The organism is Maribacter thermophilus, assembly GCF_001020565.1.
GTDB lineage: Bacteria > Bacteroidota > Bacteroidia > Flavobacteriales > Flavobacteriaceae > Maribacter > Maribacter thermophilus.
In genome coordinates, this window is sequence record NZ_LDAS01000001.1 from 1,906,441 (window position 1) to 1,929,021 (window position 22,581).

A 22,581-nucleotide genomic window follows, 5' to 3' on the forward strand; every position below is an offset into this window, starting at 1 on the left:
TACATAATTATCAATTTTTACCCCTATTTATAAAATTTTACAGCTACACATTCTCAAAATAACAACAAATAAACACTTATACCTATAATTTTATAGGGTATATATTAACATATGTGTAAAAATTACGCCATAGACCCCTAAAAAAATAGGGTGTTAATTTTTTTAACATACATTTGAGCGATCAAAAACAATATAGAACAATGAAAAAAATCGAGGCAATTATCAGAAAATCCAAGTTTGATGAGGTCAAGGCGGCATTGCATCAAATCGAAGTCAATTTCTTTAGTTACTGGGACGTAACAGGAGTTGGAAATGAAAAACAAGGCCACGTATATCGTGGTATATCGTATAGCACTACAGATATTCAAAGAAGATACCTTTCTATAGTCGTATCTGATGAATTCTCCCAAAAAACGGTTGATACTATTTTAGAAGCAGCTTACTCCGGCAATGTAGGAGATGGTAAGATATTCGTTTCAGATGTTATTGAAGCCTATCGTATCAGAACCAAAGAAAGCGGTCAAGCAGGAATCAATTAACCAATCAACTAACTAAAAAAATTTATTATGACTGAAGTAACACAAGAATCGATGGATAAAGCACTGGAGGCTATAAACGGAGATATGGGAGCGTTGTGGATAACGATCGCCGCCGTTTTGGTTTTCTTTATGCAAGCTGGGTTTACCCTTGTAGAAGTTGGTTTTACCAGAAGTAAAAATTCCGGTAATATAATTATGAAAAATATTATGGACCTAGCGGTAGGTTCTATCATGTTTTGGGCCGTAGGTTACGGTATAATGTATGGCAGTGACTTGGTATTGGGCGGTTTATTCAGATCCAGCCCATCTGACCAAGGCTATTTCTTCTTTAGTGCCACAGATTGGTACAACTTGTTTTTTCAAACTGTTTTCTGTGCAACCGCAGCCACAATCGTATCGGGTGCCGTAGCAGAAAGAACAAAATTTTCCACTTATTTAATTCTATCCGCAGTATTGACCACCTTGATCTACCCTATTTCCGGTAGTTGGTACTGGCCATTTGACGACGATGCATGGTTAAACACTGCTGGTTTTGTTGATTTTGCGGGATCTTCCGTAGTACACGCCGTTGGCGGTGGTGCCGCTTTGGTTGCCGCTATTATGGTGGGGCCTAGAATAGGAAAATATGTAGATGGCGAGGTTAAAGTTCTTCCCGGACACAATATGATGTATGGTTCTCTCGGTGTATTTATACTCTGGTTAGGATGGTTCGGATTTAATGGAGGATCTCAATTGGCATGGGGCGGAGACGACACCATTGCCGCGGGAAGCGTTATTATCAACACCAACTTGGCTGCTGCGATCGGTGCAATTTCGGCATTGGTACTTACTTGGCTAAGATATGGCAAACCCGATTTATCGATGACGCTTAACGGTGCTCTTGCAGGCTTAGTGGGTATAACCGCAGGTTGTGGCGCCGTAAATGCATACGGAGCTTTGGCAATAGGACTTATTTGTGGATTGGCTGTAGTAATCTCCATTGAGTTTTTGGACAAAAAATTAAAGATAGATGACCCTGTTGGAGCCATCTCGGTTCACGGAACATGCGGATTTATAGGCACCGTACTCGTTGGTTTATTTGCTTTGGACGGAGGTCTTTTTTACGGCGGTGGAGCCAGTCTTCTTTGGGTACAGACCTACGGATCGTTAGCCTATATTCTCTGGGCCGCTTTCGGCACTTTCGTAGTGTTGATAATCTTAAAGAAAACAATAGGTCTTAGGGTTTCTAAAAACGACGAAATCGAAGGATTGGACATCACAGAACACGGTACAGAATGTTACCCTGAGCATATATCAAACGATAAATAAAAGGAAATAAAAACGGAGCGTTTTGCAGAACGCTCCGTACCATAACCTTTTCAAAGATTCTAAACAATTTTTCTAAATACAATCCCTCCCAGGATTCAAAATTTAAACTTATGAAAATGATTATAAATACAAAATTCGTAAAAAATTTAATCTTTAGCACAATTTTTATTTTTTCTATTGCAACAGTTGTAGCACAGGAAGAAGAAGAAACCTCTCCAAAATTCAGTTTAAGCGGATCTATAGATGCCTATTACAGGGCAAACTTGAATGCTGGCAATGGAGTAGATGCACAGGCACCCGGTAGTGCCTTTGCAAACTTACCTGGTTTTGCCTTGGGCATGGCCAATGTAGTAGCGACCTATGAAGGGGAAAAAGTTGGATTTGTAGCTGACCTGGTATTTGGCCCAAGAGGAACCGATGCCATATTTGCTTCACCCATGTACTCCTCTACAGGTGATATTGTAAACCAGCTGTATGCTTACTGGAATGTAAGCGACGCGGTAACGCTTACTTTTGGTAACTTCAATACCTTCTTAGGATACGAAGTAATTTCTCCAGTAGCCAACTTTAACTACAGTACTTCTTATCTATTCTCTTGGGGACCATTCTCGCATACAGGTCTAAAAGCAGATTTTGCAATATCTGATGATTTCAGCTTAATGTTGGCGGTTATGAACCCGACCGACCTGACCGAGTTTAACCCTACCGGCCAGTATGCTTACGGTGTACAATTAGGGTACAGCGGACAATATGCAAACCTTTTGATAGACAATGGTTCTTATGAAATAGACTACACAGGTGGATTTGATTTATCCGATTCTTTTTTCCTTGGATTGAACGCTGCTTATTTTAGTGGAGACGAAGATGACAATATAGGTAGTTTTGCAGGTGTTGCGGTATACCCACAATTGGCCACATCCGACACCTTTACCATAGGGTTGAGAGGCGAGTACTTTACCGAAACCGATTTCTTTGGGGCCATCGGCGCTTCCGATGCTGACGGTGATGCCAGTGTATTTGCCGTAACATTAACAGGTAGTGCAACAATCGGTAACCTAATAATTAAGCCAGAATTAAGATTGGACAGTACTTCAGAGGATACAACATTCGTAAATGGAGACGGAGAAGCCATGAGCAGCTTATCTTCCTTTGTTTTGGCCGCTGTTTATTCTTTCTAAGAATTTATACACAATTGATTTTATAGTTTTTAGCATGAAAAAACCCGACTTTATGTCGGGTTTTTTACTTTTTATCAAATTTTTTTACTCCAGCCAAAATCTTGGTATCCAAATTATTTACCGGCGGAACAATAGGACAAGAATACTTCTTGTTATACACACAGTAAGGATTATAAGCCTTATTAAAATCGAGTATAATCTCATCTCCCTCAGGTATTCTTAAATCTAGATAACGTCCTCCCTCATAAGTTTCATTACCATTGGTAAGATCTGAAAATGGCAGAAAAAGATAATCCTCATACCCCTCTTCCAACATAAGTTCTTCATTTTGATAAACTTGAAGTTCAAAATTTTTCCCGTTCAAGACAAATTTCAACACTCCGTATACCATTTCTTTAGATTTTTCGCCGCCAGTAGTGGACATTAAAAAAGGAAGGGCACTGGGCGTTCTGACTAAACGAGCCTGTACAACATAGTTCGTATCCGGGGCAAAAAAGTCAAGACCCTCGAAGTCTTTACGGTACCTATCGGGCAAAGGGGACTTGTCGGGATTCTTAAAATCTTCGTTAAGTTGATGTTGAAACTTAAGTATATCGGCAATTTTATCCGTTGCAACCTCTACTAGATCATCTTGTTGCTGATCGTGATATTTTTTTTCACCCTTGCAGCTTATCAAAAATGAAACCAGAAAAACGGTTCGCAATATATGTATTCTCATCATCATGATATTTATAACAAAATTACACAATCTGCATGTTTAACATTAATAAAGGCCCCCAATAAACAAACAAGGTCAAGCCAGTTATTGTTAATCTATTTCTGCACCACCTGTAAACAGACCCGCCTACTCCTCTATTACATCGTACCTAGCATCTTTAAGATACTTGTGTACCAACTCGTTAAACTCTGGGGTAATTCTCAACAAGGCCGTATCCTCCAACGTATAAAGTGTTTGTTTGTCATTATACCCTGTTTTTAACAACTCTTCCAAATAAAACAAGGCCGTACCAAAATCTTCAATCTTAGAGCTAAGAGATATAACTTTTAAGTAACCTTCAGGATCTTTAGGTTCTGTAATCGTCTTAAGCATATACAAAAAATTCAATGCTTCTACATCGACCTCCTCATCACCAGCTATCATATTAATATTATCTGAAATTAAGGCATTTATATATCCCCTTAACCTACTACCCATTCTCTTTTCGAACATATTGGCACTTTCTTTCATCTTATCCAGTTCTTCCATCTGAAAGTTCCACCACCCTAGATTATTATAATTATAGGTAATTATATCTTCTTCGAGGTAATAATTATAATCTTCCTTTATTAAAGATTCCTTTAAAAAATAATTGTTTTGATCCCTTTTCCCGTCCTTATAAACCTTGCTTCGGCGCAATAATTTTTGGGTAGTCTTAAGAGAGTCAAGATTACCAAAGGGATGATACACCTGAATCGTATTTTTTAAAACGTTATCGGCCAATAAAGGGTTTCCTTCAGAAAATAAATTGTTTGCCTTAACCAAAGAGCTTGTGTAAAAATCACGGATAACACTATCATTCTTTTTAAGATGCCCTTTTGCCATTTCAGACAAAGTGAAGATTCTTAAGGCCCGTGAAACCTCACTATTTGGAGGCCACTGTTGATCACCTTCAAAAATCATGGCCAGATTGGAAAATTTCAACCTATCCAATACCCGTTTTGTTTCTATAACCTCTCGATAATTGTAATCTCCCCTACCAACTATACCTATAAAATAGAACGGATTCTTAGAACTGAGCACTTCTACATTTGCCATAGACGCCCCGCAGGTAATAACCCCGTTAACATCTTTTATAAAAGTTGGCAACAAAGAAGCAAACCTTCCACCATCACCTATACCTGCAACATAATTACGTTCTTTGTGTATAGGGATCATTTGATAAACTGCGTTTAACATTCTATTGGCCACAAGTACATTTTCTGAAAGGCTCAAGGTGTCGTTCGTACTATTTGAACCTGCCAAAATATACCCCTCTTCTTCAGCTGCTTCCCTAAACATAGAAAGACTTTGTTTTCCTCTACCCTTCATATCCATTACAAACAACACTGGCCATGTTTTTGTCATTTCAAAGTAAGTTGGAAGATAAAGGGCAAAGGTTTCATCTGTACCATTCACTACCAAACTGTCGTTAACAGCTCCTTTAGCAAGTTTTAATTGTTGCGAAAAAGTAAGTATGGGCAACAATACCGAAAATATAAATAAGTATTTTTTCATATAATTGAGAACATCAAAAATCTAGCCAAAATCTTACGGCTAAAAGTAGCCATTTATCGAGTTATAAATTTACTAGATCGGTCAATTAAACTCTCGTCAATTTTCATGACCTCTATAAATCGGTCTTAACCTTGAGTATCGGGGCATTGGAAATTACTTGCGAAAGAACAATATTGGTCCTTGTTTCTCCGTATTGAATTAGCTTATCTATAAATCTTTCTAAATGAAATTGATCCTTTAGCACTACTTCCATGACAATGTTTTCATTTCCCGTGATCCTATAACAATTCACGACTTCATCAAAGGTATGCACTAGAGCCAAAAAAGGTTTTAGCTTCCCCATAAAAGCCCTTAAAGTTACGATCGCCTGCAATTGATGCCCGGTAAGAGAATGGGATACCTCTGCATGATACCCTTTAATAACACCTATATCCTCCATTTTTTTTACACGTTCGCCAACCGCTGGTGCCGTTAATCCAATTGCCCGACCAATATTGGCAAAGGATTCCCTAGCATTGCTCTGTAGTTTTTGAAGTATTCTCCAATTTAACTCATCTATCTTTACACTCACACCCTAAATTAAAAATAATATTTCGTATCAAAAGTAAAATTACAAAATAGCTTTGTAATCAAAAGTATAATATGATTATTCTGTGGTAATTTTATGTAATCATTCTTTAAATAGAACCGAACGTGTCAAACAAAAATTTAAGACATATTCCCGTATACAAAAAAGCCCTTGAACTTTGTAAAATTAGTAGGGAGATAGCTTCTTACGTCACATTTAACAAAGATCTACTTAGACTTTACGAATCTAATAGCCTAAGGGACATTATGGCAAATTCTATACTAACGGATAGCATCTTAATACCTCAAAAAATTGCACTTGTCGAAGCCTCAAAGTGCAGTTCCGAGCGTTTAAAAAATATTTCGTTCATTAACATTATGATCAGAAATATAAACTCTTACTGCATGGGCCTTGAAAAAGATGGGGTCAAAGAAATAGAATACCTTAATCTTTTACGATCAGAGATAAAAAGCTTTAGAAAGCACTATCGTAAATGGAAAAGATCCTTACGATAAATACGGTTGTACGGCTTATCAATATTTTTGGACACTTAAGCTTGTAATGGGGCTTCTTACAATATTATATGACATTATGAGTTATTTTTGAAGTCTAAAACTCAAGATTTGAAAGTAGTCATACTCATTAATTGTCCTGATCAAAAGGGAATCATCAGTTCTGTTACCGGTTTTATACACGCCAACAATGGCAACATTATTTACCTAGACCAACACGTAGACAAATCTGCCGATGTATTTTTTATGAGGCTAGAAAGCGATTTTGACGGTGATGGATTTAACCTAGAACTCTTAAAGAAAAATTTTCAAAAAGAGTTGGCTGTCAATTATAAGATGGAATGGAGTATACATACAGATTCGTCAAAACCAAAAATGGCATTATTTGTATCCAAATACAATCATTGTCTTTATGATTTGTTGAGCAGGTTTAATTCTGGTGAACTTTCTGTTGAAATCCCATTCATTTTAAGTAACCACCCCGATTTAAAATACGTTGCCGACCAGTTTAACATTCCCTATTTCCACGTTCCTTTTTCAAAGGAAAACAGGGAAGAAGGTGAAGCGGAGCAATTAAGCCTATTAAAGAAATACAAGGTAGATTTTATTGTACTTGCAAGATATATGCAAATAGTAAGCAGTACATTAATAAATGAGTACCCCAATAAAATTATAAACATCCACCACTCTTTTTTACCCGCATTTGCAGGAGCAAAACCTTACCATGCAGCATTTAAAAGAGGAGTTAAAATCATCGGGGCAACAAGCCATTATGTAACAGAAGAGCTAGATGCCGGACCGATCATAGAACAAGATGTCACCACCGTATCGCACACCCATACCATTTCAGACTTTATAAGCAAGGGGCGCGACCTTGAAAAAATAGTGCTTTCAAGAGCGGTTAAACTACATGTTTTAAGAAAAACGATGGTCTACAACAATAAAACGATAATTTTCTCGTAACCCTATTTAGCATACAATAATTTAAAGAACATGATTAAAAAATTAAGTTTCGCCTTTACCATTCTTATGATGGTTTCCTGTACCGAGTTACAACAAGTAGTAAACCAATTACCTTCGGGCACCACTCTTGGGAACGAAGAAATTGCCAATGGATTAAAAGCGGCCTTGGACAAGGGCATTACCGAACAGGTAAGTAAATTGACCAAAACCGACGGATTCTACAAAAATGAACTGGTAAAAATCCTATTGCCCGACGAACTTGCCAAAGTAGATAAAACTTTGAGGGATATCGGTTTAGGTAATTTGGCCGATGAAGGGTTAAAAGTTCTAAACAGGGCTGCCGAAGATGCCGTTTCGGAAGCGACCCCAATTTTCGTGAATGCCGTCAAGGAAATGTCGTTCAACGATGCCAAATCCATATTACTTGGTGACGACAAAGCGGCCACTACGTATTTAATGGAAAAAACACAAACCGAGCTTTATAACAAATTTAACCCCGTTATAAAATCGTCTTTTGAAAAAGTAGGTGCCGACCAAATATGGAGCAACCTGATCAGTAAATACAATTCTATTCCCTTAACAAATGATGTAAACCCCGATTTAACGGATTATGTTACCAACGAGGCACTTGATGGGGTATTTACAATGATAGCAATAGAAGAGCAAGAAATAAGGACCAAAGCATCGTCCAGAACAACTGATTTACTGCGTAAAGTCTTCGCTTTACAGGACTAAAAATATTTTTTTAACATTTACCACAATATATCTGTCCGTAATGCGTTAAATTTTTAAGTATCAGCCATTTATTAGCCAGATACCTTTAAGTGAGCAAAATTCTTATTTTCAGTTTTTTGAGTTAGTATTTTTTGAGTTAGTTAGTTAAAAAACCGATGGGAGCATCGGTTTTTTCTTTTTAGGACCTTTTTTGGCCATATGGGCTTGTATTACACCAATAGACTTTCCATATGGTTTTCCATTCCAACAAAATACCCGATGACCATTCTATTAAAAAGTTCTGGTTGTTCAACATTTACTACATGTCCGCAATCTTGGATAATAAAAAGATTTGTATTCTCTTGTTCGGCTGAAATTTTTTTTATGGTGGGCAAAAAGAGATAATCTTCCTCTCCCATGATATACAAAGTAGGTACCCCAATATCCTTACGTCTAAAAACCTCTAAAAGAGGTCGTACATCTGCCGTAAGTTTAAACCATCTATCAAACTCGTCCTGACAAAGTTTCTTTGCCTCATTAACAAACAACATTCGTGATTCTTTATGGTTTCTATGTGGCATCATAATAAATGCAAAAAGCTTATATAGCCATAAATAAGGCACTAGCGGCTTAATTATGGTAGCTAAACGAATTAGAAAACGAGATCTCAGATCTAGTTTCATAATGGCCCCTCCCATTACCAAACTCTCTACCCTATGCGGGTGATGCTCCGCAAGGTTTCTTATCAATATAGTACCTAAAGAAATACCTATAAAATGGGATTTATCTATAGACTCATGATCGATCACCCTTAATATATCGTCGGTAACGTCATTAAAGGTATAGTCCGGCTCCAAAGGGTCTTTGGGCTTTGCTTGCGAACCGCCATGCCCCCTTAAATCCAACAACAACACATTATAGTACCTTTTGAACTCCCGCACTTGTTTGTACCATATGGAAGAACTTCCGCCAGCTCCATGAACAAACGTAACCCACGTACTAGATTCCCTATGTATGTACTTAGTATAATTTAACAATGTATGTACTCTTACCTACCTTAAATTTAATGCAGCCTACAATGTATAGATTCTTTTCTTAATGTAAACCTGCCAATGTCATAATTATATGCTAACAGCCTTCTTTTTAATGATAATATGAGGTTAATGTTAAAAAAAAGACAAATTGCACCATTATTAGATGTATAACACTACCTGTCAACATCCAAAACCTTGTTCTGCCCGTATATTTGTAAGAACAAATTATTATTATGGAAAAGCAATATTGTAGAGTAGGATCGGTTACCCCAATTACAGCCAAGGCAGATACCGTAACCATGTTGGAATATCAATACCAAAATTTTTTGGACAAGGCCTCTAACATTGAGTACACCAACACAAAATTGGGCGATTTTTTTGAACAAAAGGCCAAGAAACTTCAAAAGGCTTTAGAGAGTCTGGTATAAGCTATTTTAAATTGTTGAGCTCCTCTTGCATCTGCATTTGCAGTTCTTCGGCTTTCTTTTGGGCGGCAATAGCGAACTCTTTTCCGTCAGAGGCATAAATTATACCTCTCGAAGAGTTCACCAATAGACCTACCTCTTTGGTCATGCCATATTTACATACCTCTTTTAGACTGCCCCCTTGTGCTCCTACCCCAGGAACCAAAAGAAAACTTTTGGGCACTATTTCTCGAATTTCCGATAAGTATTCAGCTTTCGTTGCCCCCACTACATACATAAGGTTTTCTGCCCCTTCATATGTTTTTGAAACCTCTAGGACCTCTTTATAAAGTTCGTTCCCTCCAACTTTCTTTGTCTGAAAATCAAAAGCACCAACATTGGATGTTAAGGCCAAAAGAATGGTATGCTTATTCTTAAACGACAAAAATGGTTCTACCGAATCTTTTCCCATATATGGGGCGATTGTAATAGAATCAAAAGCCAAATCCTCAAAAAAGGCCTTGGCATATCTTGCCGAAGTATTACCGATATCTCCACGCTTGGCATCGGCAATGGTAAATTGTTCAGGATAATGCTTGTTAAGATAATCGATGGTCTTTTCCAAAGCTTGCCATCCCTTTATACCATACGCCTCATAAAATGCGATATTTGGCTTATAAGCAACGCACAAATGATGGGTTGCATCTATTATAGCTTTATTAAAGGAAAAGATAGGATCTTCTTCGTTCAATAAATGAGACGGTATCTTGTCTAAATCCGTATCAAGGCCAATACACAAAAAAGATTTCTTTTTATGTATCTGTTCTATTAAATCTTGCGTCGTCATAGTGTTTTATATAACCCCCTTCCAAATTGAGCAACCATAAAGGCTGTTTTGTTTTTTTTAGAAGATATAATTAAAATATATCGGAAGCTTCTTTTAATTTCTCGGTGTTTTCTACCAAACTTAGCTCGTCGATAATTTTTTGAATATCCCCATCAATAATATTGGAAAGATCATAAAGGGTAAGTCCTATTCTGTGATCGGTAACCCTACCTTGAGGGTAGTTGTATGTTCTAATTTTTGCCGAGCGGTCTCCACTGCTGACCTGCGAGTTTCTTTTTGCTGCATCCTCCTCTTGCTTCTTGGCCAGCTCCAAATCATATAATCTTGACCTCAACACACGAAAAGCCTTGTCCTTGTTCTTATGTTGTGATTTCTGATCTTGACATTGTGCTACAAGACCTGTAGGAATGTGGGTCAAGCGCACTGCCGAATACGTCGTGTTTACCGACTGCCCACCTGGACCAGAAGAACAGAAAAAATCGATCCTAACATCTTTGGGGTCTATTTGAACATCAAAATCCTCCGCTTCGGGCAAGACCATTACCGTTGCCGCACTTGTATGCACCCTTCCTTGGGTTTCTGTCTGTGGCACCCTTTGCACCCTATGCACCCCGGCTTCAAATTTCAAGGTTCCATAAACATCTTCGCCCGTTACCTCGAACTGTATTTCCTTGTAACCCCCACTTGTACCTTCGCTAAGGTCGATAACATTGGTTTTCCAGCCTTTGCTTTCACAGTATTTTGTATACATTCTAAAAAGATCTCCGGCAAAAATACTGGCCTCGTCACCACCGGTTCCTGCCCTAATTTCCATAACCACGTCTTTAGCATCTTCTGGATCTTTAGGGATCAACATTAACTTAATTTCGTCTTCTAGTGCTGGGAGTTTTTCCTTGGCCTCTTCCAACTGCATTTTGGCCATCTCTAGCATTTCTTCATCACTACCATCTGAAATGATCTCTTCCGCTTCGGCAATATTATTGGTCAATTCCAAATATTCATCACGTTTTGCCATTAGATCTTTTAGATCTTTATATTCTTTGGTCAATTTCACATAACGAACCTGATCCGAAATAACATCGGGTTGAATAATAAGGTCAGAAACCTCATCAAAACGTTGTTTTACAATATTTAATTTATCTATCATGTACTTACTTCACTTGTCTTGCGAAATTACGACAAATTTGTTGATCACATTAATTTGAAATAAATGTTGTTTTGATTTTTACACATGTTCAAAACCTTAAATCGAATGAGTTAATTCGCCTATGCAGTTTTATCAAAGAGACCCAAAAATTACTTGAAAAGGCTATTTAATATAGCTTGTCCGCTTATAAAACCAAAAGATTTGATCTGCGAATTCTATGGTATTTTATCTAACAGAAGACCATCACTTTTGTACAAGGTATTGCTAGAGTCTACGATTATTACATCTGTACCGCCCAGCTGGTTTATTAATGACAGACCTTCATCTTTGCCCATGACCATTATGGCCGTCGCCAAAGCATCACATAGTTCTGCACTTTTTGAAAAGACGGTCACATTCTGAATGCCCTTCTTAATGGGATAACCTGTTCTAGGATCCAAAATATCTTTATACTTTACCCCGTTTATCTTTATGAATTTTTCAGAATTCCCTGTTGTCGCCACCGAAGACTCCAAAAGGGGCAACCAAGTAAATATTCTTTTCTTATTATTTGGGTTGGCAATACCCAACAACCATTTTTCACCACTTGCCTTTGTACCCCAAGTCGTAATGTCACCGGATGCATTTATAACCCCTGCTATTACCTGTTTCGAGACCAACAGTTCTTTGGCCTTATCTACCGCATATCCTTTTCCTACCGCACCAAAAGAAATTTTCATCCCCTTTTTGTTTAGGTAAACACTATTATTACCAGCGTCTAAAATTATATTGCGATACCCCACTTTTGACATGGCCTTGTTAATCTCGTCCTTTGTAGGCATTGATGTCATTGAACCATCAAACTTCCAAACATCGTTCAAAGATGAATATGTAATATCAAAAGCCCCATTGGTAATTTCAGAAATTTGTTTACACCTTTCTATAAGCTTAAAAAGCTCTAAACTTACCGAAACCGGTTTTATTCCCGCATTCTTATTGATCAATGAGGTTTCAGAATCGGGGTTCCATGAAGATATAAGCTTTTCTATTCTTCCAATCTCACCTGCGGCTTCTTGAATATTTATATATCCTAGATCTTCGTTCTCGGAAACGACGGTAATTTCAATTGACCCGCCCATTAATGACACTGACTGTTTTACGGTCAAGTAATTCTTCTCTTGCCCAAAGACACAGAATGTCCAGAATATAAAAAATGTAACTAATTGTCGTTTCACTTACCCATATTTAAAAGTGAAACATTCTGCCCAAGTACAACCATGGTGGCATACATGATACCCCAAGCACTTAAGCCCATAAAATCAACAGCATTATTACAGTAAAGAAACTTTTGTTTCAAGGTTTTTAGATTTGGGAACTAAAATCATGGTTATTCGAATACACGGAGAATATCGCCCTCCAGCTCTGTCTGATAAATTTTTAACGGTTTCGGCGTTTTACTGTCCACTTGGTTCAGGTTACTACCATCTTGAGCGAACCGTGAACCATGAACATCACAATAAAAGAATCCGCCATCTTGATCTACAAACCTAACTTCATCATAGCTTTCATGGCTACAAACCTGACTTGCGGCTACAAAATTACCTTCCAAGTTTCTTACCACTACCACCAAATTCTTTAAAATAAACCCGCCATTTTCAGCTAAATTAGCTGCCTCGGGCGAAGTTAGGTCTATTGTAAAATCCACACCTGTGGGCTCTTCGACAATATCACCTTCTACCCCATCATCTTTTGAACAACTCCCCAAACAAGGAAAAGTTACGGCAAAAGCGGCACCGGCACCGAGACTTTTTAAAAACTGTTTTCTTTCCATAGCAAGACATCGATATTTATAATAAAAGAACGCAGTTATCGGGCAATTCGTATACCCTAATATTCAAAGATTCCGTATTCGCTTTCTATGGTCAGCTTTTTTGCCGGGGACGCTTCTACTTTTCCAATTATTTTGGCCTCTACGCCGAAGCTATTGGCTATAGATATTAAATCTTGGGCAGTATCTTGGTTGGTATAGATTTCTAGACGATGGCCGCAATTAAAAACTTGATACATTTCTTTCCAATCCGTACCAGATTGTTCTTGAATTAATTTAAACAAAGGCGGCACCTCAAAAAGGTTATTTTTAATAATATGCACCCCGTCTACAAAATGAAGAATTTTTGTCTGTGCACCACCACTACAATGAACCATACCATGAATATCTTTTTTGTCGTATTTTGACAAAATCTTTTTTACGATAGGCGCATACGTTCTAGTAGGTGATAACACCAGCTTACCGGCATTCAATGGCGAACCTTCGACCGTGTCGGTTAATTTTACATTACCCGAATACACCAATTCTGCCGGCACTTCGGCATCGTAGCTCTCCGGATACTTTTCGGCCAGATATTTGGCAAAAACATCATGCCGGGCAGATGTAAGTCCATTACTGCCCATACCACCATTATACTCACTTTCGTAATCCGCTTGGCCATAAGAAGCAAACCCTACGATCACATCTCCTTCTCCAATATTTGCGTTATCTATTACATCTTCCCTTTTTAGTCTAGCGGTTACCGTAGAATCTACAATTATTGTTCTTACCAAGTCTCCAACATCGGCAGTTTCACCACCGGTAGACTTTATGGTGATACCATAAGCTTCCAACTCTTTAATAAGTTCTTCGGAACCATTAATGATTGCCGACAAAACCTCTCCTGGAATTTTGTTTTTATTTCGACCTATAGTAGATGAAAGCATAATATTGTCCGTAGCGCCTACGCAAATCAGGTCATCAATATTCATGATCAATGCATCTTGGGCAATGCCTTTCCAAACCGATAAATCACCAGTTTCTTTCCAGTACATATACGCAAGTGATGATTTGGTACCTGCGCCATCGGCATGCATTACCAAACAATAGTCCTCGTCACCTGTTAAATAATCTGGGACAATCTTACAAAAAGCCTTCGGAAACAGACCTTTATCTATATTCTTAATGGCATTGTGCACATCTTCTTTTGAGGCCGAGACGCCTCGCTGGTTATATCTTTCGCTATGGGATGAGGACATAAATTGGTATTTGTGGCAAAAATATGGTAATTGTACGAAACTCCAAGCCCAAAGCTACCTTAGGGCAAAAAAGTCCGTCCCTCTTTATTTGATGAAAAGAAGCTCGCTATATTTTGTAAGTGGCCATAACTTATCTTCCACCAATTTTTCTAGTTTATCTGAATACTTTCTAATTTCGTCGAAATAAGGTTTAACATTATTACAGTAAGCCATAGCCTTTTTTTCTGTATCGGTTATTGCATTGGCCTTTTTCTGGGCATCTGTCAGAGCATCGGTCATTTTTTTCAATGCTGTCAAATGCTCTCCTATCTCCTCTATCATTGCCAACTGTATAACCGTAAAATTCTTATGCGCCGCACCATATATTTCTTTTAGGCCGGTAACATTTTTTATCAACTTGTTCTGATACGCTATCGCCGCCGGAACCACACTGTTATACACTAGTTCTGCATACATTCTACCTTCGATCTGTAGATTCATGACATAGGTCTCTAGCTCCACTTCCTTTCTTGCCATCAACTCCACTTCGCTCATCACCTTCATAGACTTAAAGAGATTGATGCTATCACTTGAAGACAATACCTTTAAAGCGTCGGGGGTGTTCCTGTTATGGCTCAACTTTCTTTTTAGCGCTTCATTTTCCCATTCTTTGCTATATCCGTCACCATCGAACCTAATTCTCTTAGAGGTTTTGATATACTCTCGCAATACATTAAAAATGGCTTCATCCTTTTTCAGTCCCTTTTTATCTATCAACACATCTACCTCCTTCTTAAAATCCTTTAACTGCTTTGCTACAATTGTATTAAGAACGGTCATAGGCTTGGCGCAATTGGTCTTAGAGCCGACCCCTCTCATCTCAAACTTATTACCGGTAAATGCGAAAGGAGAAGTACGGTTACGATCGGTGTTGTCCAAAAGAATTTCTGGGATTTTACCCACTACGTTCAACTTCAATTCTGTCTTTTCCTCAGGTGACAGTTTACCCTTGGAAACACCCTCCAATTCATCAAGTACATTGCTAAGTTGCGTACCTATGAAAATTGACAGAATTGCAGGTGGAGCTTCATTGGCCCCTAACCTATGGTCATTACCCGCAGAGGCAATGGAGGACCTTAACAACTCTTCGTACGTATCAACCGCCTTTATGGTATTCACAAAAAAGGTAAGAAACTGCAGGTTCTTCATAGGTGTAGAACCAGGGCTCAACAGATTAACCCCTGTGTCTGTAGATAATGACCAGTTATTGTGCTTGCCCGAACCGTTGACCCCTAAAAAGGGCTTTTCGTGAAAAAGTACTTTTAAATGATGGCGGTCTGCAATTTTGTCCATTACATCCATCAATAAAAGATTATGGTCTACCGCAAGGTTTGCCTCTTCAAATACAGGGGCCAACTCAAATTGGTTCGGAGCCACTTCGTTATGCCTAGTTTTAACGGGAATACCCAATTTTGTACACTCCTTTTCTAAATCACTCATAAAACTGAGTACTCGTCTTGGAATCACACCAAAATAGTGATCATCCAATTGCTGTCCCTTTGCAGCGGCCTCGCCCAACAAGGTTCTACCGGTTAAAATAATATCAGGACGCGAATGCGCCAATGCCTTATCGACCAAAAAATATTCTTGCTCCCACCCCAAGGTCGCGTTTACCTTGGCAACGTTTTTATCAAAATATTTTGCAACGTTGGTAGCCGCTTCATCTATAGCGCTCAACGCCCTTAACAATGGTGCTTTGTTATCTAACGCCTCCCCTGTGTACGAAACAAATATGGTAGGTATACATAATGTTGTACCATATATAAAAGCCGGTGAAGTAGGGTCCCAAGCGGTATACCCCCTAGCTTCAAACGTGTTTCTGATACCACCGTTAGGAAAACTGGAAGCATCGGGCTCTTGTTGCACCAACTGTCCTCCCCCAAATTTTTCTAATGCTATACCATCAACGGTAAGATCAAAAAATGCATCGTGCTTCTCTGCCGTAGTACCCGTTAATGGCTGAAACCAATGGGTATAGTGGGTAGCCCCCATTGATATGGCCCATCCTTTTATTGCCTCCGCTACTTGATCCGCTATTTTACGATCGATCTTAGATCCTGAGAAAACTGCCCCTTTTAAACTCTCATAGGCGTCTTTGGTTAAATATTGAAGCATTTTTGCTTCGTTAAAAACGTTGACGCCAAAAATTTCTGAACGCCTTCCTTTTTCCTCTACAGAAATAGTTTCTCTCTGAAAACTTTGAGCAATTGCATCAAATCTGGGTATGGACATAGTATTTTGTATTATTAATTTGTCAAAATTACGTTGCAAAAATAAATATTTGACAAAATACCCACTAAAAAATGGGGGTAAAACACAATTATTACATTTTTTAGTGATTTACCCCCTAAAAAATGAATATAATACCACAAAAAAGGTATTTTTGTTTGTCATTTTTTCATTTAAACATAACGATCACATTATGAGCAAAACAAAATTAGAATACATCTGGTTAGATGGATATTACCCAACCCAAAACATGAGGAGTAAAACCAAAGTGGTGAACGACTTTGGCGGAAAATTAGAAGACTGTCCCATGTGGTCTTTTGATGGCAGTTCCACAAGACAAGCCGAAGGTGGTTCTTCTGACTGTATATTAAAGCCTGTTGCATTGTTCCCAGATCCAGCAAGAAAAAACGGTTACTTGGTAATGACCGAAGTTCTTAATGCGGACGGAACACCACATGTATCTAATGGTAGAGCTACGATCGATGATGACGATAACGATTTCTGGTTCGGTTTTGAACAAGAATATTTTATAATGGATAGCGCTACAGAACTTCCTTTGGGTTTTCCAAGAGGTGGTTACCCAGCTCCACAGGGAATGTACTATTGTTCTGTTGGCGGAAAAAATACACACGGAAGACATATTGTTGAAGAGCACGCAGATCTTTGTATAGCGGCCGGTATCAATTTTGAAGGAATAAACCAAGAAGTTGCCTGTGGACAATGGGAATTCCAGTTGTTCGCCAAAGGTGCTAAATTAGCCGGAGACGAGTTGTGGGTTGCACGATATCTATTGGATAGATTAACAGAATCTTATGGTTACTACATTGAGTACCACCCAAAACCACTAGGTAAGGATATGGACTGGAACGGATCTGGAATGCACGCCAACTTCTCTAACTCTACGTTAAGAACTTGTGGAGACCGTGCTGTATACGAGAAAATTTGCGAAGCTTTTAGACCAGTTGTCAAAGAACACATCGAGGTTTACGGTGAGTTTAACGACCAACGTTTGACCGGACTTCACGAAACTGCGGCCATAACGGACTTTAGCTACGGAATATCTGACCGTGGAGCTTCTATTCGTATTCCTATCGCAACTGTTGAAAGCGGTTGGAAAGGATGGTTGGAAGACAGAAGACCAGCTTCAAATGGAGACCCATATAAAATTGCAGGTAGAATTGTTAAGACAGTTAAATCTGCAAACATATAGTTTTAATTAATTGTTGATAATAAAAAGCACCTTGGAGTTTCCAAGGTGCTTTTTTTTATACCCAAATATTCATTTAACTAACCAATAGTGCTATATACAAAGCCCAAATAAATACCTATAAGTAACAAACCATCTCGCCACCCCAAACGAAGGCCTTTTGGAAAAAAGACCAAAGGTAGAATAAGAAAAGAAATTCCGAGCATCCAAAAAATATCACTGGACAACAAACCTTGATCTACTACTTTTATAGGGGTTATTATAGAGGTAATGCCCAAAACGGCCAATAGATTAAAAATGTTGGATCCTATCAAATTACCCAAAGAGATAGCCTTTTCCTTCTTTATAACGGCAATCACAGAGGCCGCCAGCTCAGGTATACTGGTACCGACCGATACTATGGTAATGGCAATTACTCGTTCGCTTACACCAAAAGCCGTAGCAAGGCCCACCGCGCCATTTATCAATAATTCTGAACCTCCCCATAACGAAACACCTCCCAATCCAAGAAAAAGTACCGTTTTATAGGTAGGTAACATTACATCCGGCTCATCTTCAAGATCTATAACAGCCGGCTTCTGAAAACGAAGTAGGTATACCAAGAACAGAAAAAGAAAAGCGACCATTACAATACCTTCATACTTTGCCAGAACGCCATCAAAATATATAAAGAAAAAGAAAAGCACAGAAGCCAACATCATCACAGGCCAATCTGTAGTATAAAAACTTCTACTTACATTAATAGGACTTAAAAGTATGGTAACCGCCAAGACGAGTCCTAAATTAGCAATATTAGACCCTACCACATTACCCAGGGCCAAATCGGGAAAACCATCTAGGGCCGCATTTACACTTACAATTAACTCTGGTGCCGAAGTTGCAAAAGACACCACGGTCATACCCACTACAATTTTTGGTATACTCAATTTTAACGATAGATCTACCGCCGATTTCAGCAACCAGTTACCACCTGCTATCAGCAATACCAAACCGGCCACTACAAAAAGAAAATTATGCATAACAATTATTTGATTACAAATATAACGGAACAGTCTTGGTTTATCTCTTCTACAAAAAAAAGCATTCACAACTAAAAAAGTAGTTAAATAACTATTTTAATAGTTGTATAACTAAAAAAATAGTTTAATTTTGAGAAAACATTTTTCAACAATGCAGAAATTAACAAACAAGGAAGAAGAGGTAATGAAAATACTCTGGCGCTTAAAAAAGGCCTTTGTAAAGGAAATAATGTCAGAGATAGAAGGTGAAAAACCACACTACAACACACTTTCTACCATTGTAAGAAATTTAGAGGACAAAAATTATGTGGCTCATGAAGCCTTTGGCAAAACCCATAGATACTACCCCATAATTTCTAAAGAGAGTTATCGTAAAAAATTCGTGAACGCTAGTATAGTGGATTATTTTGACAACTCATACAAAAACTTGGTATCGTTCTTTGCTAAGGAGGAAAAAATATCGATTGAAGAACTTCAAGAAATAATAGAGCTAATCGAAAAACGTAAATAAATGGAATCGTTTTTAATCTACCTTTTAAAATGTGCCGGTATACTAACACTGTTTTATGGTGTTTATCAACTCTTATTAAAAAAGGAAACCTTTTTCTTTTTCAACAGGCTATTCCTATTTACCGGAATCATTATTTCTACAATATTACCGCTGATCTATGTTACAAAAACGGTAATCTTAAAACTAGCTTCCCAACATTCCTCAATAAATTTTGCCAGGGCCACAGTAGATCAAAGTTGGAACCTTAACTACCTCTATTCCAGTATTACCTTCATATATATTTGTGGAGCCCTTCTATTCTTCTATAGATTGATTAAGGAAATGCGGCATCTTCGAGAACTTATTATCTCTGGGACCAAAAAAGCCGATAATAACACCCTGTATATTAGCAGTGCTAAAAATATTTCACCATTTTCATTTTTCAGATGGATTGTTTACAACCCAAACCTTCATTCGAAAAAAGAATTGGCCACCATACTAGACCATGAAAAGGTACACGCCAACCAATACCATTCTGTCGATATCATATTAATGGAGCTGTTTTTGGCATTACAATGGTTCAACCCAATTGCTTGGCTGTACAGAAAATCCATAAAAGAAAATTTAGAATTTCTAGCGGACGCCACCACCTGCAAATCGCATATCAACAAAAAAGAATATCAATATATCCTTTTGAAACAGGTAATGGGCCAAGGCAATATATCTATAGTAAATCCATTTTTTAATTCATTAATCAAAAAACGAATTGTCATGATCAATCAACATCCTTCAAAAAAATCAAGAGCATTAAAAAGCCTTATTATTATGCCTTTTTTAGCGTTGTTCCTTTTAAGTTTCAATATTAAAAACGACTACAAATTTGAAAACCTTACTACTTATAACAGCACTGAAAAAAGTATTGAGATAGTCATTACCAAGACCACGACCGACCAAGAACTTATCAAAATTAAAAACGACCTGGCAAAAGAGAAAATAGATTTCTCTTACACGACGGCAAGAAACAAGAATGGGGAAATCTCGGCGTTGTCCCTAGACATCTCAGGAGGAAAAAATAGTGCCAATGAGTTCAACAATAGCTTTTCCACCAACGTAGACACCGACACTATTTCACCAACATATATTGTGATAGATCCAGAAAACAACAGTGTTTTTATAGGAAACAAAAAAAACGAGGTTGAAGAAACTACCGAGACCACGGAGAATAGTTCTTTTAAATATAAATCGCAAGATAACAAGCAACCAATGTTCTTCATTGACGGAAAAGAGACCAACTCTAAAGACGTAAATAATCTTAATCCAGATAAAATTGCATCCATGAATGTCTTAAAAGGCAATAACGCTACTAATAAATATGGGAAAAAGGCCAAAAATGGTGTTGTGGAAATAACCACAAAAAAGGACATTGACACAAATAAAGAAGAGCATACTATAGAAATAACCGAGATTAGAGAAAACGACTCGGCCTTTGTAAATTCAATATCTATAAACGGAAAAGAGCCACTGTATTTTATAGACGGAAAAAAGAGCTCATCTAAAAAAGCAAACCAACTTGACCCTAATAAAATTGCCTCGATGAATGTTTTAAAAGGAGCATACGCCATCAAAATATATGGCAAAAAAGCTAAAAATGGGGTCGTGGAAATAACCACCAAAAAATAATCTGTCAGCTCTAAAAGGATTGCTTTTTGTAACGAGCCGCTGCACATAAAGTAGCGGCTTCTTTATTTGTACAAAGAACGAAATGTAACCAAAAAAAGCATTTTTTTTAATGAAACGGCTCTACAAAATAGAAAACAACCCAAAATACCCCCTTCACACATATAAAAAATAAACAATATACTCTATTTTATATTACATTCTAAAACATCATTCAAAGTATAAAAATAAAATTCATAATAAAATACATTATTTTACTTACATTATTGTATGCAATAATATTATTTTATCCAAAATCTCTTGTACAGAAGTATTCAACTTATATATCTTACCGAAACTTATATTAGAACAATAATTTAATCAACCTAAAACCACACAGATGATTACCTTATTAAAAATTATTATTTTACTACTCATAACGCTTGTTGTACACTACCTATAAAACCGATTAAAACAGTCCGTTTAACCCTAGCAACAACCTTAAACAAAGCTAAATGAGAATAGCTGGTTTCCCCAGCATTAAATTTCAAGGTCCTGACCAAGTAACGTGATCGCTTACAATTTTGTATGTTTGTGAAAATCATTTTCTTTGAAAAAGACATTCTTCAAGATTTTGGCAAAATTGAACAAGGCACTGCTTCCCTCCTACTCAAAAAGAGGGATAGATTTGTCAAAGGCCAGTAAATTTCAATTGGCCATTATTGGCTGGCGGTATTTTGTTACCACCAAAGCTATATCCTAATATGTTATCAAGGAATTAACCGGATGCGATTTTATCTTTTCTCTTCCGTTCAGAAAAGAAAGTTCTATCAAAAAGCTAAATTGAACAATTTCGCCTCCTAATTTCTCCACCAATTTACCTGCGGCCATTGCTGTTCCGCCAGTGGCCAGCACATCATCGTGAATTAGCACTTTCTCTCCCTTTTCTATACCGTCTATATGAATCTCCAAGGTATCGGTACCATATTCCAGATCATACGCTTCGCTTAACGTTTTATAGGGCAATTTGCCAGGTTTTCTAATGGGAACAAAACCGGCCTGCAATCGTTCGGCCAGCATAGGCCCAAAAAGAAACCCCCTACTTTCCATACCCACTACTTTATCTATTTTAGTTTCAAGTAGACCATCTACCAAATGTTCCGACGCAGCTTTTAAAGCCTTATAGTCTTGAAGTAAGGGAGTTATGTCTTTAAAAACAATACCTTTTTTAGGAAAATCGGGCACATCTCTTATATAGCTTTTAAAATCCATGTATTATAAAGGGTCTTAATTTTGTGGTAAATGTAAAAAGAAATATATTTGCACCCCGCTATTGCTAAAATAGCTAAAAAATGGCCTCGTGGCGCAACTGAATAGCGCATCTGATTACGGCTCAGAAGGTTACAGGTTTGAATCCTGTCGAGGTCA

23 protein-coding genes and 1 tRNA gene are annotated in these 22,581 nt (G+C 37.7%); 12 read left to right on the top strand and 12 right to left on the bottom strand.

All coding sequences use genetic code 11. From position 1 onward, the window contains the following. The first annotated feature begins 200 nt into the window (after nucleotides 1-200). The 3 genes from AB657_RS08215 to AB657_RS08225 all read left to right on the top strand — a co-directional run bounded on the left by AB657_RS08215 (nucleotide 201) and on the right by AB657_RS08225 (nucleotide 3,025). The gene (locus AB657_RS08215) at nucleotides 201-539 is read left to right on the top strand and encodes a P-II family nitrogen regulator (RefSeq protein WP_047246052.1); all 339 of its coding nucleotides are present in this window, start codon (nucleotides 201-203) and stop codon (nucleotides 537-539) included. Between the two features lie 27 nt (nucleotides 540-566). After that, nucleotides 567-1,847 carry an ammonium transporter gene (locus tag AB657_RS08220; protein ID WP_047246053.1) on the top strand — a complete coding sequence of 427 codons (1,281 nt, stop codon included), beginning with the start codon at nucleotides 567-569 and terminating at the stop codon, nucleotides 1,845-1,847. 110 nt (nucleotides 1,848-1,957) lie between these two features. After that, nucleotides 1,958-3,025, top strand: coding sequence for an outer membrane beta-barrel protein (locus AB657_RS08225; protein WP_047246054.1), 1,068 nt, complete (start codon nucleotides 1,958-1,960; stop codon nucleotides 3,023-3,025). Between the two features lie 64 nt (nucleotides 3,026-3,089). On the opposite strand, the gene AB657_RS08230 is transcribed toward AB657_RS08225, so the two are convergent. The 3 genes from AB657_RS08230 to AB657_RS08240 all read right to left on the bottom strand — a co-directional run bounded on the left by AB657_RS08230 (nucleotide 3,090) and on the right by AB657_RS08240 (nucleotide 5,850). Next, complete coding sequence (locus AB657_RS08230; RefSeq protein ID WP_316933213.1) at nucleotides 3,090-3,749, bottom strand: DUF1684 domain-containing protein; 660 nt, start codon at nucleotides 3,747-3,749, stop codon at nucleotides 3,090-3,092. Nucleotides 3,750-3,869: 120 nt separating this feature from the next. Continuing rightward, a complete protein-coding gene (locus AB657_RS08235) occupies nucleotides 3,870-5,279 on the bottom strand; it encodes a hypothetical protein (RefSeq protein ID WP_047246056.1) in 1,410 nt (469 codons plus the stop codon). A 112-nt stretch (nucleotides 5,280-5,391) separates the two neighbouring features. Further along, complete coding sequence (locus AB657_RS08240; protein ID WP_047246057.1) at nucleotides 5,392-5,850, bottom strand: Lrp/AsnC family transcriptional regulator; 459 nt, start codon at nucleotides 5,848-5,850, stop codon at nucleotides 5,392-5,394. 263 nt (nucleotides 5,851-6,113) lie between these two features. Here AB657_RS08240 and AB657_RS18165 point away from each other — a divergent pair, with 263 nt between their 5' ends. The 3 genes from AB657_RS18165 to AB657_RS08255 all read left to right on the top strand — a co-directional run bounded on the left by AB657_RS18165 (nucleotide 6,114) and on the right by AB657_RS08255 (nucleotide 8,057). Then, nucleotides 6,114-6,362: a hypothetical protein gene (locus tag AB657_RS18165; RefSeq protein ID WP_232304863.1), complete on the top strand. Its 249-nt coding sequence runs from the start codon at nucleotides 6,114-6,116 to the stop codon at nucleotides 6,360-6,362. Nucleotides 6,363-6,470: 108 nt separating this feature from the next. Next, complete coding sequence (gene purU / locus AB657_RS08250; RefSeq protein ID WP_047246059.1) at nucleotides 6,471-7,322, top strand: formyltetrahydrofolate deformylase; 852 nt, start codon at nucleotides 6,471-6,473, stop codon at nucleotides 7,320-7,322. Between the two features lie 30 nt (nucleotides 7,323-7,352). Beyond that, nucleotides 7,353-8,057 carry a DUF4197 domain-containing protein gene (locus tag AB657_RS08255; protein ID WP_047246060.1) on the top strand — a complete coding sequence of 235 codons (705 nt, stop codon included), beginning with the start codon at nucleotides 7,353-7,355 and terminating at the stop codon, nucleotides 8,055-8,057. Between the two features lie 209 nt (nucleotides 8,058-8,266). Here the strand turns inward: AB657_RS08255 and AB657_RS08260 are convergent, their stop codons facing one another. Continuing rightward, the gene (locus tag AB657_RS08260) at nucleotides 8,267-9,073 is read right to left on the bottom strand and encodes an alpha/beta fold hydrolase (RefSeq protein WP_047246061.1); all 807 of its coding nucleotides are present in this window, start codon (nucleotides 9,071-9,073) and stop codon (nucleotides 8,267-8,269) included. Between the two features lie 230 nt (nucleotides 9,074-9,303). Between AB657_RS08260 and AB657_RS08265 the strand changes: the two genes are divergently transcribed. Next, the gene (locus AB657_RS08265; RefSeq protein WP_047246062.1) at nucleotides 9,304-9,498 is read left to right on the top strand and encodes a hypothetical protein; all 195 of its coding nucleotides are present in this window, start codon (nucleotides 9,304-9,306) and stop codon (nucleotides 9,496-9,498) included. A 1-nt stretch (nucleotide 9,499) separates the two neighbouring features. Here AB657_RS08265 and pyrF read toward each other — a convergent pair whose 3' ends face one another. From pyrF to AB657_RS08295, 6 genes are all read right to left on the bottom strand, one after another. Further along, nucleotides 9,500-10,321: an orotidine-5'-phosphate decarboxylase gene (pyrF, locus tag AB657_RS08270; RefSeq protein WP_047246063.1), complete on the bottom strand. Its 822-nt coding sequence runs from the start codon at nucleotides 10,319-10,321 to the stop codon at nucleotides 9,500-9,502. Between the two features lie 70 nt (nucleotides 10,322-10,391). After that, nucleotides 10,392-11,468 carry a peptide chain release factor 1 gene (prfA, locus tag AB657_RS08275; protein ID WP_047246064.1) on the bottom strand — a complete coding sequence of 359 codons (1,077 nt, stop codon included), beginning with the start codon at nucleotides 11,466-11,468 and terminating at the stop codon, nucleotides 10,392-10,394. Between the two features lie 215 nt (nucleotides 11,469-11,683). Beyond that, on the bottom strand, nucleotides 11,684-12,682 hold the full coding sequence (locus AB657_RS08280) for an FAD:protein FMN transferase (RefSeq protein ID WP_052958659.1): 999 nt from the start codon (nucleotides 12,680-12,682) through the stop codon (nucleotides 11,684-11,686). A gap of 152 nt (nucleotides 12,683-12,834) precedes the next feature. Continuing rightward, complete coding sequence (locus tag AB657_RS08285) at nucleotides 12,835-13,278, bottom strand: QcrA and Rieske domain-containing protein (protein WP_047246065.1); 444 nt, start codon at nucleotides 13,276-13,278, stop codon at nucleotides 12,835-12,837. A gap of 56 nt (nucleotides 13,279-13,334) precedes the next feature. Continuing rightward, nucleotides 13,335-14,513: an AIR synthase related protein gene (locus AB657_RS08290; protein ID WP_047246066.1), complete on the bottom strand. Its 1,179-nt coding sequence runs from the start codon at nucleotides 14,511-14,513 to the stop codon at nucleotides 13,335-13,337. A gap of 84 nt (nucleotides 14,514-14,597) precedes the next feature. Beyond that, nucleotides 14,598-16,784 carry a glutamine synthetase III family protein gene (locus tag AB657_RS08295; protein WP_047246067.1) on the bottom strand — a complete coding sequence of 729 codons (2,187 nt, stop codon included), beginning with the start codon at nucleotides 16,782-16,784 and terminating at the stop codon, nucleotides 14,598-14,600. Nucleotides 16,785-16,974: 190 nt separating this feature from the next. Here AB657_RS08295 and AB657_RS08300 point away from each other — a divergent pair, with 190 nt between their 5' ends. Further along, nucleotides 16,975-17,991, top strand: a complete 1,017-nt coding sequence (locus tag AB657_RS08300) for a glutamine synthetase beta-grasp domain-containing protein (RefSeq protein ID WP_047247884.1) — start codon at nucleotides 16,975-16,977, stop codon at nucleotides 17,989-17,991. A gap of 77 nt (nucleotides 17,992-18,068) precedes the next feature. Here AB657_RS08300 and AB657_RS08305 read toward each other — a convergent pair whose 3' ends face one another. Continuing rightward, nucleotides 18,069-19,007: a calcium/sodium antiporter gene (locus AB657_RS08305; RefSeq protein WP_047246068.1), complete on the bottom strand. Its 939-nt coding sequence runs from the start codon at nucleotides 19,005-19,007 to the stop codon at nucleotides 18,069-18,071. A 151-nt stretch (nucleotides 19,008-19,158) separates the two neighbouring features. On the opposite strand from AB657_RS08305, the gene AB657_RS08310 reads away from it, so the two are divergent. The 3 genes from AB657_RS08310 to AB657_RS08320 all read left to right on the top strand — a co-directional run bounded on the left by AB657_RS08310 (nucleotide 19,159) and on the right by AB657_RS08320 (nucleotide 21,916). Next, nucleotides 19,159-19,518 carry a BlaI/MecI/CopY family transcriptional regulator gene (locus tag AB657_RS08310; protein ID WP_047246069.1) on the top strand — a complete coding sequence of 120 codons (360 nt, stop codon included), beginning with the start codon at nucleotides 19,159-19,161 and terminating at the stop codon, nucleotides 19,516-19,518. Further along, nucleotides 19,519-21,177 carry a M56 family metallopeptidase gene (locus tag AB657_RS08315; protein ID WP_047246070.1) on the top strand — a complete coding sequence of 553 codons (1,659 nt, stop codon included), beginning with the start codon at nucleotides 19,519-19,521 and terminating at the stop codon, nucleotides 21,175-21,177. 586 nt (nucleotides 21,178-21,763) lie between these two features. Then, complete coding sequence (locus tag AB657_RS08320; protein WP_047246071.1) at nucleotides 21,764-21,916, top strand: hypothetical protein; 153 nt, start codon at nucleotides 21,764-21,766, stop codon at nucleotides 21,914-21,916. Here the strand turns inward: AB657_RS08320 and AB657_RS08325 are convergent. Next, nucleotides 21,913-22,425: an adenine phosphoribosyltransferase gene (locus AB657_RS08325; protein ID WP_047246072.1), complete on the bottom strand. Its 513-nt coding sequence runs from the start codon at nucleotides 22,423-22,425 to the stop codon at nucleotides 21,913-21,915. The two genes, AB657_RS08320 and AB657_RS08325, sit on opposite strands and share 4 nt — an antisense overlap. 82 nt (nucleotides 22,426-22,507) lie before the next feature. Here AB657_RS08325 and AB657_RS08330 point away from each other — a divergent pair. Next, a tRNA-Arg gene (locus tag AB657_RS08330) sits at nucleotides 22,508-22,581 on the top strand.

What these genes read in the sequence shown, in the direction of transcription:
- AB657_RS18165 (WP_232304863.1), top strand. Translation starts at nt 6,114, where the DNA reads ATGGCAAATTCTATACTAACGGATAGCATCTTAATACCTCAAAAAATT.
- AB657_RS08300 (WP_047247884.1), top strand. Translation starts at nt 16,975, where the DNA reads ATGAGCAAAACAAAATTAGAATACATCTGGTTAGATGGATATTACCCA.
- AB657_RS08230 (WP_316933213.1), bottom strand. Translation starts at nt 3,749, where the DNA reads ATGATGATGAGAATACATATATTGCGAACCGTTTTTCTGGTTTCATTT.
- AB657_RS08255 (WP_047246060.1), top strand. Translation starts at nt 7,353, where the DNA reads ATGATTAAAAAATTAAGTTTCGCCTTTACCATTCTTATGATGGTTTCC.
- AB657_RS08220 (WP_047246053.1), top strand. Translation starts at nt 567, where the DNA reads ATGACTGAAGTAACACAAGAATCGATGGATAAAGCACTGGAGGCTATA.
- pyrF (WP_047246063.1), bottom strand. Translation starts at nt 10,321, where the DNA reads ATGACGACGCAAGATTTAATAGAACAGATACATAAAAAGAAATCTTTT.
- AB657_RS08295 (WP_047246067.1), bottom strand. Translation starts at nt 16,784, where the DNA reads ATGTCCATACCCAGATTTGATGCAATTGCTCAAAGTTTTCAGAGAGAA.
- AB657_RS08315 (WP_047246070.1), top strand. Translation starts at nt 19,519, where the DNA reads ATGGAATCGTTTTTAATCTACCTTTTAAAATGTGCCGGTATACTAACA.
- AB657_RS08325 (WP_047246072.1), bottom strand. Translation starts at nt 22,425, where the DNA reads ATGGATTTTAAAAGCTATATAAGAGATGTGCCCGATTTTCCTAAAAAA.
- prfA (WP_047246064.1), bottom strand. Translation starts at nt 11,468, where the DNA reads ATGATAGATAAATTAAATATTGTAAAACAACGTTTTGATGAGGTTTCT.
- AB657_RS08225 (WP_047246054.1), top strand. Translation starts at nt 1,958, where the DNA reads ATGAAAATGATTATAAATACAAAATTCGTAAAAAATTTAATCTTTAGC.
- AB657_RS08215 (WP_047246052.1), top strand. Translation starts at nt 201, where the DNA reads ATGAAAAAAATCGAGGCAATTATCAGAAAATCCAAGTTTGATGAGGTC.
- AB657_RS08310 (WP_047246069.1), top strand. Translation starts at nt 19,159, where the DNA reads ATGCAGAAATTAACAAACAAGGAAGAAGAGGTAATGAAAATACTCTGG.
- AB657_RS08305 (WP_047246068.1), bottom strand. Translation starts at nt 19,007, where the DNA reads ATGCATAATTTTCTTTTTGTAGTGGCCGGTTTGGTATTGCTGATAGCA.
- AB657_RS08265 (WP_047246062.1), top strand. Translation starts at nt 9,304, where the DNA reads ATGGAAAAGCAATATTGTAGAGTAGGATCGGTTACCCCAATTACAGCC.
- AB657_RS08285 (WP_047246065.1), bottom strand. Translation starts at nt 13,278, where the DNA reads ATGGAAAGAAAACAGTTTTTAAAAAGTCTCGGTGCCGGTGCCGCTTTT.
- AB657_RS08290 (WP_047246066.1), bottom strand. Translation starts at nt 14,513, where the DNA reads ATGTCCTCATCCCATAGCGAAAGATATAACCAGCGAGGCGTCTCGGCC.
- AB657_RS08235 (WP_047246056.1), bottom strand. Translation starts at nt 5,279, where the DNA reads ATGAAAAAATACTTATTTATATTTTCGGTATTGTTGCCCATACTTACT.